The following is a 14,268-nucleotide window of genomic DNA, read 5'->3' as shown; positions in this document are numbered from 1 at the left end:
GGCCCACTCGACCCGTCCGCGCGCAACGCCGTCCTCGGTCTTGTAACGGCGCCGATGCTGCCGTCCCAGCCGAGCACAGTCAGACAGGTACGGGTGTGGATGCGGGCGACGCCCGCCAGCACTGCTGGTCGGCGGCATGCCGATCAGCCATTGCTGCAGTACGGGACTCACTTCGTGATGGTGGCCGGCCATCCGTAGCGGGAGAAGGACGGGCCACCATCCTTGTACGCAGCCAGTGCTTGTGCGGCCGTCGGAAACGAGGGCTCGGGAAGGCGTTCGGAACGGCACCGGTCCAGCGCGAGGAGGGAGGGGCGCGCGTCTTCGCCTGGAGTACTTCCGCACCCGCGCTCCACGCCCGATACCGTTTGGAGTGGCGGTTCTGGGCCGGTCCCGAACATGAAGCGGATAACGGGGAGTTCAGGTGATCCAGATGCGTCCCAGTGAACAGATGCGGGACCTCGGCGTCGTGCAGCGCGGGGCCCCCGTTCTTGCTGAGCGGGCACGCGTCTTCGACCTGCCGACTGAGCGCGAGGCGGCCGAGCAGGCCATCGAGCGGCTGTTCTCCTCCATGGAGCGGATCGGGCAAGTCCACCCCTTCGCCAAGGGCATGGGCATCGCGGCACCCCAGATCGGCATCGGCCGTGCCGCCGCCGTCGTCCAGCCCCACGCCGCCGGGGCTCCGGCGATCGTCCTGCTGAATCCCCGAATCACCGACCGTTCCAGCGAAGAAGACGAGCAGTACGAGGGCTGCCTGTCGTTCTTCGACGCTCGCGGCATGGTCCCTCGGCCACTGTGGATCACCGTGGAGACCACCACGCTGGAGGGCCGTCTGGTGACCACCACCTACGAACGAGGGCTCGCCCGGCTGGTCCATCACGAGATCGACCACCTCGACGGTCTGCTCTACACCGCACGGATGCGGACGGGCGTCGTTCCCATCCCTGTGGAGGAGTACCGCCAGACCGGCCAGGCGTGGGCCTACGAGCAGTAGCAGCCGAGGCGGGGCCGGGCTCCGTGTTCGTCGCTCAGCGGCTCGTCCCGGAGATCTTTGGTCCGCTGCCCGGCAGGCTGCTTCCAGATCGTGATCGTGGAGGGTGTATCCGGCGAGCGGAACGCAGTCATCGCCGCCTACATGCTCTGGCGCAACGCCTGAGCCGAACCGAAAGGGGGGTGCAGGTCCCCGAGTCATCCATCCGTGCCTGGATCCCGGCGAAGCCGGACTGAGAAGTCCCCCGTGGGTCCCTCCGGGACAGGCACCCACGTCTCCATGGCCGTCACGATCTCCGTCAGCCGGGACTCGAAGGCCACCACACCGACCTCGTCGGCTCCATATTCCTGCCAGAGCGCGACGAGCTGATCCTCACGTTCGCCGAGGTCGATCAACTTGTCGGCGAGTGCGAAGCCGTCGAGAGAAGACTTCCCGGCCTCAAGCACCCAACGGCTCGCGGCCGCATCCGCGGCGATACCGCGGCCCGCCAGCTCGACGACCCCGAACGGCACCCCGGGGCCAGCGGCCACAGCCAGAAACACAGCCAGCGACACTGAATTCCGCACGGACTCTTCGGCCACCCGTCAAACCCTCCCCACATCAGCAAGCCGCCTGGTGGTCACGACAAGTCAACCTACAGAAATGCCCAACCAAGGTTCATCAGTCGTCAGCGGTGCCGGTGGCCCGTATGTCGCGGCCGCACGGCGCAGGGTGTGGGCGGCCTGGTTCTCCGCGCGGATCTGAGAGCGCTGGACGCGGGCGAATGTCCCCCCTGGGCGCCGGCCGGCTCCGCCGCCTCTGGAGAAGTTACCGACCACATGGTAAGTAATTGCCCCGGGGTCTCCGCCCGGCCCGGACGGGGCCGGGCCGGGCACGGTCGAAGGGACAGGGCGTGGAGAGCATCACCAAGAACAGGCAGTCGTCCGACGCGCTGCGCGCCATGGTCGAACGCGCCTACGGGGCCGGGCGGGTGCCCGCCGGGGACGGGTGGGCGAGCGAGCTGGGGCACGGGTGGTTCAACGTCGCCTATCGCATCCGGCTGCGCGACGGGGCCGAGGTCGTTCTGAAGATCGCGCCGCCGCCGGGGGTGGAGGTGATGACCTACGAGCGCGGGGCGATGTCGATCGAGCTGGCCACGCTGGACCTGCTGCGTGAGCACACCTCCGTGCCGGTCCCCGTCGTGGACTTCGCCGACCGGACCCGCGAACTGTGCGACGCCGACTACTTCTTCATGCCGTTCGTGGACGCCGACAACCTCGGCATCGTCGGCGGAACCCTCACCGCCGCGCAGCGCGACGCGTGCATGGAGCAGCTCGGCGCGTTCAACCGGGAGATCAACTCGGTGCGGGGCAAGGCGTTCGGGCCGCTGGCCGGGCCGGGTGACGAGAGCTGGCGGCGGGTGTTCACCGGGATGGTCGAGGACGTCCTCGCCGACGGCGAGCGGCGCGGGGTCGACATCGGGTGGGACTACGACACCGTCCGCGAGGTCCTGGCCGACCACGCCGGAAGCCTGGACGAGGTCACCGAACCCCGCCTGGTCGAGTGGGACCTGTGGGACAGCAACGTCATGGTCCGCGACGGCCGGATCGTCTGCGTCATCGACCATGAACGCGCCTTCTACGGCGACCCGCTGATCGAAGCCTGCTTCACCGGCACCCAGATATCCGACTTCGGCGACCCGGCCCCCTTCATGCGCGGATACGGCCACGGCGAACTGACCGGGACCGAGCGGGTGCGCCGTCGGCTGTACTGCCTGCACCTGATGCTGATCATGGTCATCGAGACCGTGTACCGGGGCCACACCGACACCAAGCAGTACGACTGGGCCCGCCCCCGGCTCGACCACGCCATGGCCCTGCTCGGCCGCACCCGCCGGTGACGACCACGCACACCGACTCCGCGTCCGACCACACCACCCGGCTCGGCACCGAGCCCGTCGGCCGGCTGCTGTGGCGCTCCTGCGCCCAGACCACCGCCGCGGTCGGCGTGTACGGCGTGTACGCGCTGACCAACGCCTGGTTCGTCGGTCACGGCGTCGGCGACACCGCGATGGCCGCGGTCAACCTGGTCGCCCCGCTGCTGCTGTTGCTCGGCGCGGTGTCCACCACGGTCGGCGCGGGCGGCGCCTCGCTCGTCTCCCGCGCACTGGGCGCGGGGGACCGGAAGGCGGCCGCCCGGGCGGCGGGCAACGCGTTCACCCTGTTCTGGATCTGCGCCGCCTCCACCACCGTCATCGGGCTGGCCCTGCTCGACCCGCTGCTCGCCCTCCTGGGCGCCCGCGGTGAGCTGCGCGACCTCGCCCACCCGTACGCGGTGGTCCTGCTCTGCGGGGCGCTGGTCTCGACCGGCTTCTCCAGCCTGGTACGCGCCGAGGGCCGCATGGGGTACTCGACGCTGCTGTGGCTCGTACCGGTCGCCGTGCAGATCACCCTCGACCCGCTGCTGATCTTCGGGCTCGGCATGGGCGTACGGGGCGCGGCCCTCGGCACCGTGGGCGGGCAGGCCGTCTCCGCCGCGATGAGCCTGTGGTTCTTCTTCGGCCGGCGCCGTCGCCCGTACCGGATCGGCCCCGGGGACCTGCTGCCGCACGGCCCGACGCTGCGCGCCCTGCTCGGAGTGGGGCTGCCGTCGTTCCTCGCCGGAACGGGCGTCACGCTGCTCGCTGTCCTGGTCAACTCCACCCTCGCCGCGACCGGATCGGCCACCGCGCTCGCCGCGTACGCCGTCTGCGCCCGTCTGCAGACCTTCGTGCTGATGCCGCACACCGGCATCGGCCAGGGGCTTCAGCCCATCGTCGGCTACAACACGGGACGTGGCCTGCCCGGGCGCGCCCTGCGGGCCCGCGACATCGCCCTGCTCGGCTCCCTGCTGTACGGAGTCCTCACCGCCGCCGCTCTCGCGCTGCTCGCCGGACCCCTGACCGGGCTGTTCCTGAGCGACCCCGAGACCGTCGGCACCGCCGCCCAGGCGCTGCGCGTCCTCGCCATCGGCCTGACCGTCGCGGGGATCGCCCCGCTGGCGGCGGCGTACGCCCAGTCCCTGGGGCGCCCGGCGCCCGCCTACCTGATCTCCATCGGCAGCCTGCTCCTGATCAAGGTCCCGCTCGTCGCGACCCTCGGCCGCCTCGGCGCGAACGGGGTCTGGGCAGCGCTGTCCGCAGGCGAACTGGCCACCGCCGCGGGCGCGGTCCTGCTCCTGCGACGCCTGTCCGGTGCGGCGGTGAAGACACCCCCTAACCGTCCAGCGCGCCCGTCCGCCCGGCCGGGCGCCGGGGGGTGACCGGCAGGGGCGGGGAGAGCAAGGGCTCCAGGAGCCGTGCCAACTCGTGGCGTTGGTGCGGGTCGAGCCGGTCGGTCGCCGGTGCCAGCTCCTCCCGCCCCTGCGCGTAGAGCCGTTCGATGAGGTCGCGGCCCTCGTCGGTGATGAGGACGACCACGGCCCGCTTGTCCTCGGGGCTGGTGCCCCGGGTCAGCAGGCCCCGGCGCTCGGCCCGGGAGATCAGGCCGGACAGGGTCGACTTGTCCAGGCCGAGGAAGGCCGACAGATCGCTCATACGGGGCTGCCGGTCGCGCAGGATGCCGAGCACGCGCAGCTGCGTGAGGGAGAGATCGTGCTCGGCGCCGATCCGCGTGAGCACGCCCATGATCTGGAAGGCGCTGCGGACCAGGCCGTCCAGCAGGGCATCGGTGGAGTCGCCGGGGGAGTCGTCGGGGGCCATGCCGCCCACCCTACTTGACATTGTTTGCATTACAAACAACTCTGTTAATGATTGGTAATGCAAACCAAACTGTCAGGGAGTTCTCATGTACGCAGCAGTCATCACGGAGCGGGGCACCCCGCCCGTCCACCGCGAGCACCCCGAACCCGTGGCCCGGGGCGAGCACGAGAGGGTCGTGGAGGTGCTCGCGGCGGGCCTGCACCACCTCACCCGGTCCAAGGCGGAAGGCACCCACTATTCGGCCACCGGCGTCTTCCCGATCGTGCCCGGCGTCGACGCCGTCGTGCGGGAACCCTCGGGCCGCCTGCGCTACGCGATCCTGGACGACACGGACCTGGGCACCTTCGCCGAGCGCACCGTGATCGACGTACGCCGGAGCATCGTCCTCCCCGACGGCGCGGACCCGGTCCGGATCGCCGCCGCGATGAACCCGGGCATGTCCTCCTGGGTCGCGCTGCGCCGCCGCATCGACTTCCGGGCCGGGCAGCGCGTGCTCGTGCTCGGTGCCACCGGCAGCGCCGGACGCATGGCCGTCCAGATCGCCAAGCGGTTCGGCGCGGCGGAGGTCTTCGCCGTCGGCCGGAACGCTGCCCGGCTGGCCGAGCTGCCCGCCCTCGGCGCGGACCGCGCGCTCACCTTCGAAGAGATCGCCGCCGCGGCCGACGCCGACGTCGTCCTCGACTTCGTCTGGGGCGAGCCCGCGGCGGGCGCCATGCTTCCCCTCCTCACCGCGCGTGCCGACCGCTCCACCCCGCTCACCTGGGTGCAGATCGGCTCCATGGCGGGCCCGACCGCACCGATCCCCTCCGCGGCACTGCGCAAGGCCCGGCTGGAGATCGTGGGCAGCGGCATCGGATCGCTCTCCGCCCGCGACTTTCTCGCCGAACTCCCGGAACTGGCCTCGGCGGTCACCGAGGGCGCCCTCGACGTCCGGGCACGCGCCGTGACGCCGTCCGGGATCGCGGAGGCGTGGAACGACCACCGGAGCGACGAACGCCTCGTCTACGTCCCGTAACCCCGGCGACAGGGGGAAGGCACCCTCGTACGTGCGGTCGATAGGCTCGCCCCATGGGCGTCGACCTCACCACACTGATCGCCGACTGGTCCTGGCTGGCCGAAGTCCCGCCCCCGGAACGGCTGGAGCGGCTGCGGAATGCCTGGTACGACGACGAAACCGGGCTGTGGGACTACGACAGGAACAGGACCGACGACGGGTGGGAGTGGCCGCGCGGGCCGCACAGCGCACTCTTCGGCGTGTACGAGTTCCCCGGCACCCTCGGCTCGTACAAGCCGCACTTCTGGGCGGGGGAGGCGTGGGAGAAGGCCCGCGACCACGTGGACGCGGGGCTGCGGGCCGAGCTGGACACGTTGCTCGGCGGGCTGATCTGGGACGGTCCGGACTTCGATGACGAGGAACCGGGCGAGGGTCGCGCCTTCTTCACCGGGGGCGACGGCTTGCTGGTCGTGCAGTCCCCGCAGGGCGTACGGGACCTGCTCGCGACCTGGGAGCGCGTACGGCCCCGGCTCGACGAGCTCCGCGCACCCTACGAGGAACGCTCCGAGGCGTCCCGGTACAGAACCTTCGACGCCTTCGTACGCCTCCTGACCGACTGGGGCGAAGTCCTGGCCGAGGCCGCCCGCCGGGGCTGGGGGATCGCGGGCGTGAACGGGTAGGCGGTCAGCGCCTGCGCGAGACCCCCAGCTCGATCAGGTAGCGCTTCGTCACCCGGCCCCCGTACCGCCCGTCGATCAACTCGGCGATGGAGTCCAGCAGCCCGCGCCGGGCGGGCTCCGGGAGCGCCCGATGCCCGGAGTACGTCCGCAGCACGTCCAGGTATTGCGGGGTGGTGTACGTGACGTCGTGCTCGTAACGCCGGAAGACCGTGGGGCCGAAGCGGCCGCTGCGCGCCACCTCCTCCGCGTGGTCCGCGTTGCCGACCTCGGCGGCGGTGGGCGGCCGCGTCCCGGGCTTCGTCGCCGGGTCGAATTGCTCGTAGCAGCGCTGGACCTCCAGGAAGAACTCCTCGGTGCCGCCCTGCACATGCTGGGTGCGCACCACGGCGAGCGCCCCGTCCGCCCGCAGCGCGTCGGCCGCCTTGGGCACGCGCACCGCCGGGTCGATCCAGTGGAACGCGGTGACCACGAGCACGGTGTCGTACGGCTCCGCGGGCAGCGGCCAGCTCTCGAACGCGGCCGTCACCACCTCCACGTCCGCCGCCCCGGCCAGATTGCGCCGGGCGACCGCGGCCATGCTCGGCCCCGCCTCGACGGCCGTGATCCGGCACCCCCGCCGGGCCAGCGGCACCGTGGCCTGCCCGGTCCCGCAGCCCACCTCAAGCACCCGGCTGCCGCGCCGCGCCCCGGCGAGCTCCGCGAGGTCGTCGTAGAGCGCCACCGGGTATCCCGGCCGGGCCCGGTCGTACAGCTCCGCGTCCTCGTCGAACGTCCGCCGCAGCAGCTCCCGCCGGGAGTCCTCGGGGGTGTCGTCGCGGGGCGCGGGTGCGGTGATTTCGGGCATACGGAGCAGGTTACGGGGTGCTCGGACCGGGCGCCGTCGGCGCGTAGTCATCGGGGACCCGCGTACGGTCCATCTCGCGCCACTCGGGACGCAGTCCGGTCAGACTCGTCGTCAGGAAGTACGCGGCCCCGCACGTGAGCAGCATCGGCACGAGTCCGGTGGCGGTCACCGCGGCCCCGACCAGTAGTCCGCCGAGAGGGATGCCGGCCCAGGCCAGCGAGTCACCGAGCGCGTTGACCCGGCCCAGCATCCGGCGCGGCACCCGCTCGACCAGGACGGCCCCCAGCACCGGGTTGACGAAGCCCGCCCCGAAGCCGCTGACGGCGAAGACGGCCAGCACTCCCCACAGCGGGGCGCCGGAGGCGAGCACCAGGAACCTCGGCGCTCCGGCCAGCAGGAACCCGCCGAGCACCACCAGCCGCCGCGGCAGCCTGTGCGCGACCACCGCGGCGATCAGGCTCCCGGCGAACCCTCCGGCCCCCATCACGCCGCCCATCAGGCCGATCGCGGTCGGCCCGTTGCCGGAGTCCCGGGCCCAGACCGGGGCGAGGACCGAGGTGAACGCCGCGTCCAGCAGGTTGGTGACGCAGATCATCACGATGGCGGTGAGCAGGAGCGGCTCGCCGCGCAGGAAGGCGAAGCCCTCGCCGAACCGCTGCCAGTAGCCCGGCTCCGCCTCCTCCGCCGCGTCGGGGGCGTCGTCGGCGGAGCGCTCCGCGCCACGGGGCAGCGCGATCCGGATGACCACCGAACCGAGCGCGAAGCAGCCCGCGTTGACGGCGAGCGCGGTCAGCGGTCCCAGCAGCGCCACCAGGGAGCCGCCGGCCGCCATGCCGACCGTGGAGGCGAGGCGTTCGATCACGCCGGACAGACCCGTGGCACGCTCCAGCGGCACCCGGCCGCGTTCGGCCGCCTCCGGGACCATCACTTCCTTGGCCAGGTCGCCGGGGCCCCGGGCCGCCCCGATCAGCGCGACCAGGCCCAGCAACAGCGGGAAGGAGAGCACGTTCAGGACGTGCAGAACGGGAATCGCGGCGGCCGCGGTCGCGCTGGCCAGGTCGGTGGTCCAGGAAACGGCCCGGGGCCCGGTCCGGTCCACCAGCGGTCCGGTGAACACCTTGACCACCACGTAGGGGGCCATCTCGCAGAAGGCGACGAGTCCGGTGCGGCCGGCGCTGCCGGTCGTGACGAGGACGAACCAGGGCAGCGCCACGACGGAGATCCGCGTGCCGGTCAGCGACATCGCCATGGCCGTCAGCACCCCGACGAGCGGCCGTAAGGACCTCGTACCGGATATGCCGCCGCTGTCCGACGGGCTCCCGGTCATGACGCGGGTCCGTCTTCCGCTTCCGGGGGCCCGGGATACGGCGCCGCGCCGGGCGCGTCCAGTTCGGGCAGGACGTACGTGATCACGCTGACCCGCTCGGCACCCTCGGGGGCGCTCGCCGCGTCCTCCGGCCGGTCCCGCCGGTAGCGGGCGACGACCTCCTTCAACTCCTGTTCCAGGGAGCCTGCTTCCTCGGGCGTGAGGCGCAGCGCCCAGTCGCTCATGTCGAAGGAGTTCCGCCAGGCCGGGGGCATCGTCAGGAGCTCGTTCAGCGTCTGCTGGAGGCGGAGGGTGTGGATGGCGGCGACGGACTGGAGATAGGCCAGGACCGCCTCCGGTTCCCGCTCGGCCAGCTCCGGATCGTTGAACCAGATCGTGCGGTGCACCGAGCGCCACCAGCGCTCCCGCGCGTTGCCGAGACCGGTGTCCTCCTCCACGAAGCCGGCCGCGCCGAGCTGCCGCAGGTGGTAGCTGGCCGTTCCCGAGTTCACCCCCAGACGCTCCGCGAGCCGGGTCGCCGTCGAGGGACCGTACTTCCGCAGCAGCCCGACCAGTTGTACGCGCACCGGATGGGCCAGGGCGCGCAGTCCCTTGGCATCCAGGACGACGGATTCCTTGTCGACGTCCGGGCCGTCCGGCCCCTTCACCACATCAGCCATGCGGCACACGTTAGACCGCAAAGAGTTCTTCGCAAAGAGTTCTTCGCGAAGAACTCTTTGCGGTGTGGTCGCCCTTGATGCTGGAATGGCCCCATGGGCGACACGCTGTACGACTCCGATCTGCTCGTCATCGGCGGCGGCCCCGCCGGCTGCGCCGCCGTCCGGATGGCCGCCGGGGTCGGGCTGCGTACGGTGCTGGTCGAGCCGGACCGGCTGTGCCGGAACCTCTACCGCGTCCCCGCCCTCGACAACGTGCTCGGCGGCCACACCAGCGGCCCGGCGCTCGCCGACGCCATCACGGCGGAGGTCATGGGCACGGAGCTGTGCCGGGTCGAACTCGGGTGTTACGCGAGTGAGTTGCGCGCCGCCGACGACCACGTGACCGTCACACTCGACACCGGAGCCCGCCTCACCGCCCCGTACGCCGTCGTCGCCACCGGCGTCGGGCCGCTCCAGCCGCGCGACGTCCCCTGGATCACCGCACCGGACGGGCTCACCCTGCCGCCGCTGTGGCAGGCCGGGGCGGAGGAGGGCCGGACCCTCCTCGTACTCGGCGGTGACCGGCCGATCGGGACCTTCCTGCGCGCCCACCCCGACACGGACACCCGCCTGATCGTGGCGTACCCGGCGGCCGACGCGTACAAGACGGACGAGATCCGCGACGACCCCCGGGTCACGCTCGTCCCCGTCGGACACCTGACGCTCTCGGGGTCGGCGGAGGTGACCGCCCCCGACGGCCTGCGGCGCGCACTCGCCGCGGACGCCGTCTTCCTCAGCCTCGGCAGCGCGCCCGCCGCCCCGCCGGGCGACCTGGTCCGGGGCGCGGATGGCTACTGCGCGCCTTCCGACCAGCACCCCCGCGTCCTCGTCGCGGGCGACCTCCGCTCAGCGCGCTACCAGCGCATCATGACCGCCCTGGGCTCCGGCAGCGAGGCCGCGCTGCACGCGTACTACGCGGCGCGGGACCTGCTCGGGCCGGATGATGCCGCCGGGTAGGCATCGGTACGCGTCGGCGAGTGGAAGATCCGGCCCAGCCAGGCCCGGGAGCGTACGCGTTCCTCCGGACTCCACTCCTCTCCGACGGCGCACATGGCGTCGGTGAGCACGGTAGGTCGCGAGGCACCACCTGCTCTGCCCGCATTCCGCTGCCTTTCCGTCTGCCGTCCGCTCGGTGCCGTACCTATGAGCGACGAACAGGCGGGGCGCGGATCGACAGTGCGGAGCGGATCAGCCGAGGCGGTCGGTCACTTCGGCGAGACGACGCGCCAGGAAGGCGCGCTCGACCTCGTTGTCGGTCATGGTCAGGGCCTCCTCGTACGACGTGGCCGCCTCCGCCCACCGGCCCAGGGCACGCAGGAAGTCGGCGCGGGCCGCGCTCAGGTACGAGTACGTGCCCAGAGCCGGATCGTCCAGCAAGGGGGTGAGTTCGGCGAGGCCGGCCTCGGGGCCGTCCCGGAATCCGACGGCGATCGCGAGGTTGAGAACGACCACCGACGACGGCCACAGGCGGTGCAGTTCCCGGTAGAGCCCGATCACCTCCGTCCAGTCGGTCTCCTCCCAGATCCTGGCTTCCGCGTGCACCGCCGCGATGGCCGCCTGGAGCGCGTACCTGGTGGGGCCCCCGCGGCGCAGCGACTCGGTCAGCAGCGCGCTGCCCTCCTCGATCTGCCGGGTGTCCCATCGCGTCCGGTCCTGTTCGGAGAGCAGGACCAGCTCCCCGTCCGCCGAGACACGGGTGTCCCGGCGGGAGTCGGTGAGCAGGACCAGCGCCAGCAGACCGGCGACCTCGCTGTTCCCCGGCAGCAGGCGGTGCAGGGTGCGGGCGAGGTGGATGGCACCGTCGACCAGGTCCTGCCGCACGAGCCGGCTGCCGACGGGTGCGGCGTGGCCGGTGGTGAACACCAGGTGCACGACGTCGAGCACGGAGCCCAGACGCTCGGGAAGGTCGTCGGGGGCAGGCACCCGGTAGGCGATCCTGGCGCCGCTGATCTTCTTCTTCGCCCGCGTGATCCGGGCCGCCATCGCGGTGTCCTGGACCAGGAAGGCCCGGGCCACCTCGGTCGTGGACAGGCCGCACACCAGCCGCAGGGTCAGCGCCACCTGGGCGTCGCGCGAGAGGGCCGGATGACAGCAGGTGAAGATGAGCCGCAACCAGTCGTCGTCGACCGCCTGGGGGTCCGCCCCGTCCTGCGGCCCGGCCACGACCTCGTCCATGACGAGCAGCGGCAGGGCCGAGCGCAGGACGGACTCCCGGCGCAGGATGTCCTTCGCGCGGTTGCGCGCGACGGTGGTCAGCCAGGCACCCGGCCGCTCCGGGACACCGGTGGTGGCCCACTTCCGCAGCGCCTGGGCGTAGGCGTCCTGGGCACACTCCTCGGCCAGGTCGAGATCGCGGGTGACGCGCACCGTCGCGGCGAGCACTTGGGCCCACTCACGGCGGTGCGCCTGCGCGACGGCCTCCGTGACATCGGCGTCGCCGGTGTACTCCGTCACGTCGCGCCGGTCCCGCTCTAGCCGGGCTCGTTGATCGGGCGGATCTCGACCCCGCTGTGCCCGACCGCCACCTCGGGCAGCCGCTCGGCGAGCGCGATGGCCGCGTCCAGGTCGGGCGCCTCCACCACGTAGTAGCCGCCCAGGGCCTCCTTGGCCTCCAGGAACGGCCCGTCGGTCGGCGTCGGCCGGGCGCTCACGCTGCCGCGCAGGGTCGTCGCGGTCGTTGTCGGCAGGAGCTCGTGACCGGAGAGGACGGCGTCACCCGCCGCGGCGGTGAAGGCGGCGTGAGCGGCCCCGACCTGCTTCTGCTCCTGCTCGGACATCGATTCCCAGATCTGCTCGTCCCCGTAGATGAGGAGGAGGTACTTCGCCATCGCGTGCATCCCATCGTCACAGGGCCTCTTTCGGCCCTCCTGTCTCTACGACGAACGAGCCGGCCGCAGATCGACATCCTCCGCCGAGTCCGTCGATCTCATCGGCGCGCGACCGCGGATCAGATCCGCCGCGCGTTCGGCGATCGCGATCACCGGGGAATGCGCGAAGACCATGTTGACCGTCGGATGGTCCCGGAGGTTCCGGCCGACCTCCGGCTCCTCGTGGGGATGGACCCCGGACCCGTTCCCGGTCACCGCCTGCCCGTAGGCCCGTGGTAGGACACGCGCCCCGCTCCGTGCGACCGCGGAGGTACCAAAACGCAGACCGTGGGCGGACGTTGGGGCATTGGGCCCCCGCCTAGCGTTCGGGGCATGAGAACTCGTCACCGCGCCCTGGCCGCCTCGCTCCTCGTCCTCGCCCTGGGGGCCACGGCCACCCTCCCGGCCGTCGCCGCCACCCCGGCGCCCGCCGGCAACGGCTCCGCGCTCACCACCCCCGCCCAGCAGCTGCGCCTGCCCGCGCCGACCGGCCCGTATGCCGTAGGCGAGGACACCGTCCACCTCCGGGACACCGGGCGCGCCGACCCGTACGTGCCGGAGGCGGGGGCACGTGAGCTGCTGGTGTCCGTGTTCTACCCGGCGCGGGCCGGGACCGGGGCGCGTGCCCCGTACATGAGCGCGAAGGAGGCGGAACTGCTTCTGGAGGACAAGGGGTTGACCGGTGCCGTAGCGCCCGAGGTGGTCGGGGCCACCGAGACGTACGCGCGGACCGGTGCGGCCCCCGCGCGCGGGCGGTTCCCGCTCGTCGTGCTGTCGCCCGGGTTCGGGCAGAGCCGCTTCACGCTGACCTCCCTTGCGACGGACCTGGCCTCCCGGGGGTACGTCGTCGCGGCCGTGGACCACGCCCATGAGTCCGTCTCCACCGTCTTCCCGGGCGGGCGCGTCCTGCCCTGCGCCGCCTGCGACTACGTGGAGCGGGCCGGTTACGAGGGGTATGCGGAGGTCGCACGGGGCCGGGCGAAGGACGTCCCGTTCCTGCTGGACCGGCTGACGGGCAGTCACCCCGCCTGGCGGTACGCCTCGATGATCGACCGGCGGCGCATCGGCATGGCCGGGCACTCCATCGGCGGTGACTCCGCCGCGTCCACGATGGCCGCCGACCGGCGGGTGCGGGCGGGCGTGAACATGGACGGCACCTTCTTCGACCCGGTGCCCGCCCAGGGGCTCCGGGGCCGGCCGTTCATGATGCTGGGCACCGAGGCCGACCACGCGTCCGGCGGCACCTTCGACACCACGTGGGACCGCGACTGGGCGCGCCTCGACGGCTGGAAGAGGTGGCTCACGGTCGCCGGGGCCGGTCACTTCACGTTCACCGATCTTCCCTTGCTCGGGGCGCAGTTGGGCATCAGCGACCCCTCGGCCCCGCTGCCCGCCGACCGTTCCGGCGACATCACCCGCGACTACGTCGCCGCCTTCTTCGACCTCCACCTCAAGGGCGTACCGCAGCGCCTGCTCGCCGGACCGACGCCGGGCAATCCCGAGGTGACGTTCCAGGCGCCTGCGCGCTAGCGGTTGCGCAACGCGGGGGTCTCGATTATTACGCCGTAATAATCGAGACCCCCAGGTGCGAGCTCAGACGGCGTTCGCCGCCTCCGCCGTCGGCTCCTTCGGCGTGGCGTCCGCCTTGACGTGCTCGTTGACGCGCTGTCCGAGCAGGATGAAGAGCAGGATCAGCCCCACGGTCAGCAGGATGTGTCCGAGCCCGGCGGTCAGCGGCACGGCCTCCGCGATGTGGTCCTCGTCCCGGCCGAGCACCGTCAGGATGCCGTGGACGCCCATCATCGCCGTCGAGATGGCGATGCCGATGTTGTAGAACCAGAAGAACGCGGTGAACAGCTTCGATCCGGACAGCCCGAAGAGCTTGTCCAGGCCGAGGACGATGAGGAAGACGAGCATGCCCAGTGCCAGGAGATGGGTGTGCATGAGCGCCAACTGGGTATCGCCGTGAAAGTCCTTTATTTTCGTGAACTCACGGTAGAAAAGCCCCGAGATCACTCCGACGATCATGTAAACGTGTGCTGCGTGAAATGACTTCCGCATGGCGGATTTCGCCCCCCCTGGGTCGAATACCGTACTGATCACGGCCATTCAAACACCCGGCCTCGCGCGTGCGGGTGTTTCACCCAGTGCG

15 protein-coding genes are annotated in these 14,268 nt (G+C 71.8%); 7 read left to right on the top strand and 8 right to left on the bottom strand.

What is annotated here, in order from left to right:
- Nucleotides 1–430: 430 nt before the first annotated feature.
- Complete coding sequence (locus AMK18_RS33185) at nucleotides 431–991, top strand: peptide deformylase (RefSeq protein ID WP_073865826.1); 561 nt, start codon at nucleotides 431–433, stop codon at nucleotides 989–991.
- Between the two features lie 194 nt (nucleotides 992–1,185).
- On the opposite strand, the gene AMK18_RS33180 is transcribed toward AMK18_RS33185, so the two are convergent.
- Nucleotides 1,186–1,569 (bottom strand): hypothetical protein, encoded by a 384-nt coding sequence (locus AMK18_RS33180; RefSeq protein WP_143202289.1) that lies wholly within the window; start codon nucleotides 1,567–1,569, stop codon nucleotides 1,186–1,188.
- A 311-nt stretch (nucleotides 1,570–1,880) separates the two neighbouring features.
- Here AMK18_RS33180 and AMK18_RS33175 point away from each other — a divergent pair, with 311 nt between their 5' ends.
- Nucleotides 1,881–2,867, top strand: a complete 987-nt coding sequence (locus AMK18_RS33175) for a phosphotransferase family protein (RefSeq protein WP_073865752.1) — start codon at nucleotides 1,881–1,883, stop codon at nucleotides 2,865–2,867.
- Nucleotides 2,864–4,267: an MATE family efflux transporter gene (locus tag AMK18_RS33170; RefSeq protein ID WP_073865751.1), complete on the top strand. Its 1,404-nt coding sequence runs from the start codon at nucleotides 2,864–2,866 to the stop codon at nucleotides 4,265–4,267. Before AMK18_RS33175 ends, AMK18_RS33170 begins: the two co-directional genes overlap by 4 nt.
- Here the strand turns inward: AMK18_RS33170 and AMK18_RS33165 are convergent.
- A complete protein-coding gene (locus AMK18_RS33165) occupies nucleotides 4,221–4,706 on the bottom strand; it encodes a MarR family winged helix-turn-helix transcriptional regulator (RefSeq protein ID WP_073865750.1) in 486 nt (161 codons plus the stop codon). The two genes, AMK18_RS33170 and AMK18_RS33165, sit on opposite strands and share 47 nt — an antisense overlap.
- Nucleotides 4,707–4,791: 85 nt before the next feature.
- Between AMK18_RS33165 and AMK18_RS33160 the strand changes: the two genes are divergently transcribed.
- On the top strand, nucleotides 4,792–5,721 hold the full coding sequence (locus tag AMK18_RS33160) for a quinone oxidoreductase family protein (protein WP_073865749.1): 930 nt from the start codon (nucleotides 4,792–4,794) through the stop codon (nucleotides 5,719–5,721).
- Nucleotides 5,722–5,774: 53 nt separating this feature from the next.
- Nucleotides 5,775–6,380, top strand: coding sequence for a hypothetical protein (locus AMK18_RS33155; protein WP_073865748.1), 606 nt, complete (start codon nucleotides 5,775–5,777; stop codon nucleotides 6,378–6,380).
- 4 nt (nucleotides 6,381–6,384) lie between these two features.
- On the opposite strand, the gene AMK18_RS33150 is transcribed toward AMK18_RS33155, so the two are convergent.
- Genes AMK18_RS33150 through AMK18_RS33140 form a run of 3 tightly spaced genes read right to left on the bottom strand, consistent with a single transcriptional unit; the run spans nucleotide 6,385 to nucleotide 9,210 of the window.
- Entirely contained in the window at nucleotides 6,385–7,224 is an 840-nt protein-coding gene (locus AMK18_RS33150; RefSeq protein WP_073865747.1) for a class I SAM-dependent methyltransferase, read from the bottom strand.
- Between the two features lie 10 nt (nucleotides 7,225–7,234).
- Nucleotides 7,235–8,551 carry an MFS transporter gene (locus AMK18_RS33145; protein ID WP_073865746.1) on the bottom strand — a complete coding sequence of 439 codons (1,317 nt, stop codon included), beginning with the start codon at nucleotides 8,549–8,551 and terminating at the stop codon, nucleotides 7,235–7,237.
- Nucleotides 8,548–9,210, bottom strand: coding sequence for an ArsR/SmtB family transcription factor (locus AMK18_RS33140; RefSeq protein ID WP_018105907.1), 663 nt, complete (start codon nucleotides 9,208–9,210; stop codon nucleotides 8,548–8,550). Before AMK18_RS33140 ends, AMK18_RS33145 begins: the two co-directional genes overlap by 4 nt.
- Nucleotides 9,211–9,303: 93 nt before the next feature.
- Between AMK18_RS33140 and AMK18_RS33135 the strand changes: the two genes are divergently transcribed.
- The gene (locus tag AMK18_RS33135) at nucleotides 9,304–10,206 is read left to right on the top strand and encodes an NAD(P)/FAD-dependent oxidoreductase (protein ID WP_073865745.1); all 903 of its coding nucleotides are present in this window, start codon (nucleotides 9,304–9,306) and stop codon (nucleotides 10,204–10,206) included.
- 231 nt (nucleotides 10,207–10,437) lie between these two features.
- Here the strand turns inward: AMK18_RS33135 and AMK18_RS33130 are convergent, their stop codons facing one another.
- On the bottom strand, nucleotides 10,438–11,703 hold the full coding sequence (locus tag AMK18_RS33130) for an RNA polymerase sigma factor (RefSeq protein ID WP_073865744.1): 1,266 nt from the start codon (nucleotides 11,701–11,703) through the stop codon (nucleotides 10,438–10,440).
- Between the two features lie 17 nt (nucleotides 11,704–11,720).
- Complete coding sequence (locus tag AMK18_RS33125; protein WP_241836715.1) at nucleotides 11,721–12,077, bottom strand: YciI family protein; 357 nt, start codon at nucleotides 12,075–12,077, stop codon at nucleotides 11,721–11,723.
- A gap of 372 nt (nucleotides 12,078–12,449) precedes the next feature.
- Here AMK18_RS33125 and AMK18_RS33115 point away from each other — a divergent pair, with 372 nt between their 5' ends.
- A complete protein-coding gene (locus AMK18_RS33115) occupies nucleotides 12,450–13,646 on the top strand; it encodes an alpha/beta hydrolase family protein (protein ID WP_073865741.1) in 1,197 nt (398 codons plus the stop codon).
- Nucleotides 13,647–13,709: 63 nt separating this feature from the next.
- On the opposite strand, the gene AMK18_RS33110 is transcribed toward AMK18_RS33115, so the two are convergent.
- Nucleotides 13,710–14,177 (bottom strand): DUF2871 domain-containing protein, encoded by a 468-nt coding sequence (locus AMK18_RS33110; RefSeq protein WP_073865740.1) that lies wholly within the window; start codon nucleotides 14,175–14,177, stop codon nucleotides 13,710–13,712.
- Between the last annotated feature and the right edge of the window lie 91 nt (nucleotides 14,178–14,268).

This window comes from Streptomyces sp. CB01249 (genome assembly GCF_001905735.1).
Taxonomy (GTDB): domain Bacteria; phylum Actinomycetota; class Actinomycetes; order Streptomycetales; family Streptomycetaceae; genus Streptomyces.
This window is presented reverse-complemented; position numbering and strand designations above follow the sequence as displayed.

Bases quoted from the DNA above. Each gene is read 5' to 3' on its own strand.
- AMK18_RS33155 (WP_073865748.1), top strand. From the start codon at position 5,775: ATGGGCGTCGACCTCACCACACTGATCGCCGACTGGTCCTGGCTGGCC.
- AMK18_RS33125 (WP_241836715.1), bottom strand. From the start codon at position 12,077: ATGGCGAAGTACCTCCTCCTCATCTACGGGGACGAGCAGATCTGGGAA.
- AMK18_RS33145 (WP_073865746.1), bottom strand. From the start codon at position 8,551: ATGACCGGGAGCCCGTCGGACAGCGGCGGCATATCCGGTACGAGGTCC.
- AMK18_RS33165 (WP_073865750.1), bottom strand. From the start codon at position 4,706: ATGGCCCCCGACGACTCCCCCGGCGACTCCACCGATGCCCTGCTGGAC.
- AMK18_RS33135 (WP_073865745.1), top strand. From the start codon at position 9,304: ATGGGCGACACGCTGTACGACTCCGATCTGCTCGTCATCGGCGGCGGC.
- AMK18_RS33115 (WP_073865741.1), top strand. From the start codon at position 12,450: ATGAGAACTCGTCACCGCGCCCTGGCCGCCTCGCTCCTCGTCCTCGCC.
- AMK18_RS33185 (WP_073865826.1), top strand. From the start codon at position 431: ATGCGTCCCAGTGAACAGATGCGGGACCTCGGCGTCGTGCAGCGCGGG.
- AMK18_RS33140 (WP_018105907.1), bottom strand. From the start codon at position 9,210: ATGGCTGATGTGGTGAAGGGGCCGGACGGCCCGGACGTCGACAAGGAA.
- AMK18_RS33110 (WP_073865740.1), bottom strand. From the start codon at position 14,177: ATGCGGAAGTCATTTCACGCAGCACACGTTTACATGATCGTCGGAGTG.
- AMK18_RS33150 (WP_073865747.1), bottom strand. From the start codon at position 7,224: ATGCCCGAAATCACCGCACCCGCGCCCCGCGACGACACCCCCGAGGAC.
- AMK18_RS33160 (WP_073865749.1), top strand. From the start codon at position 4,792: ATGTACGCAGCAGTCATCACGGAGCGGGGCACCCCGCCCGTCCACCGC.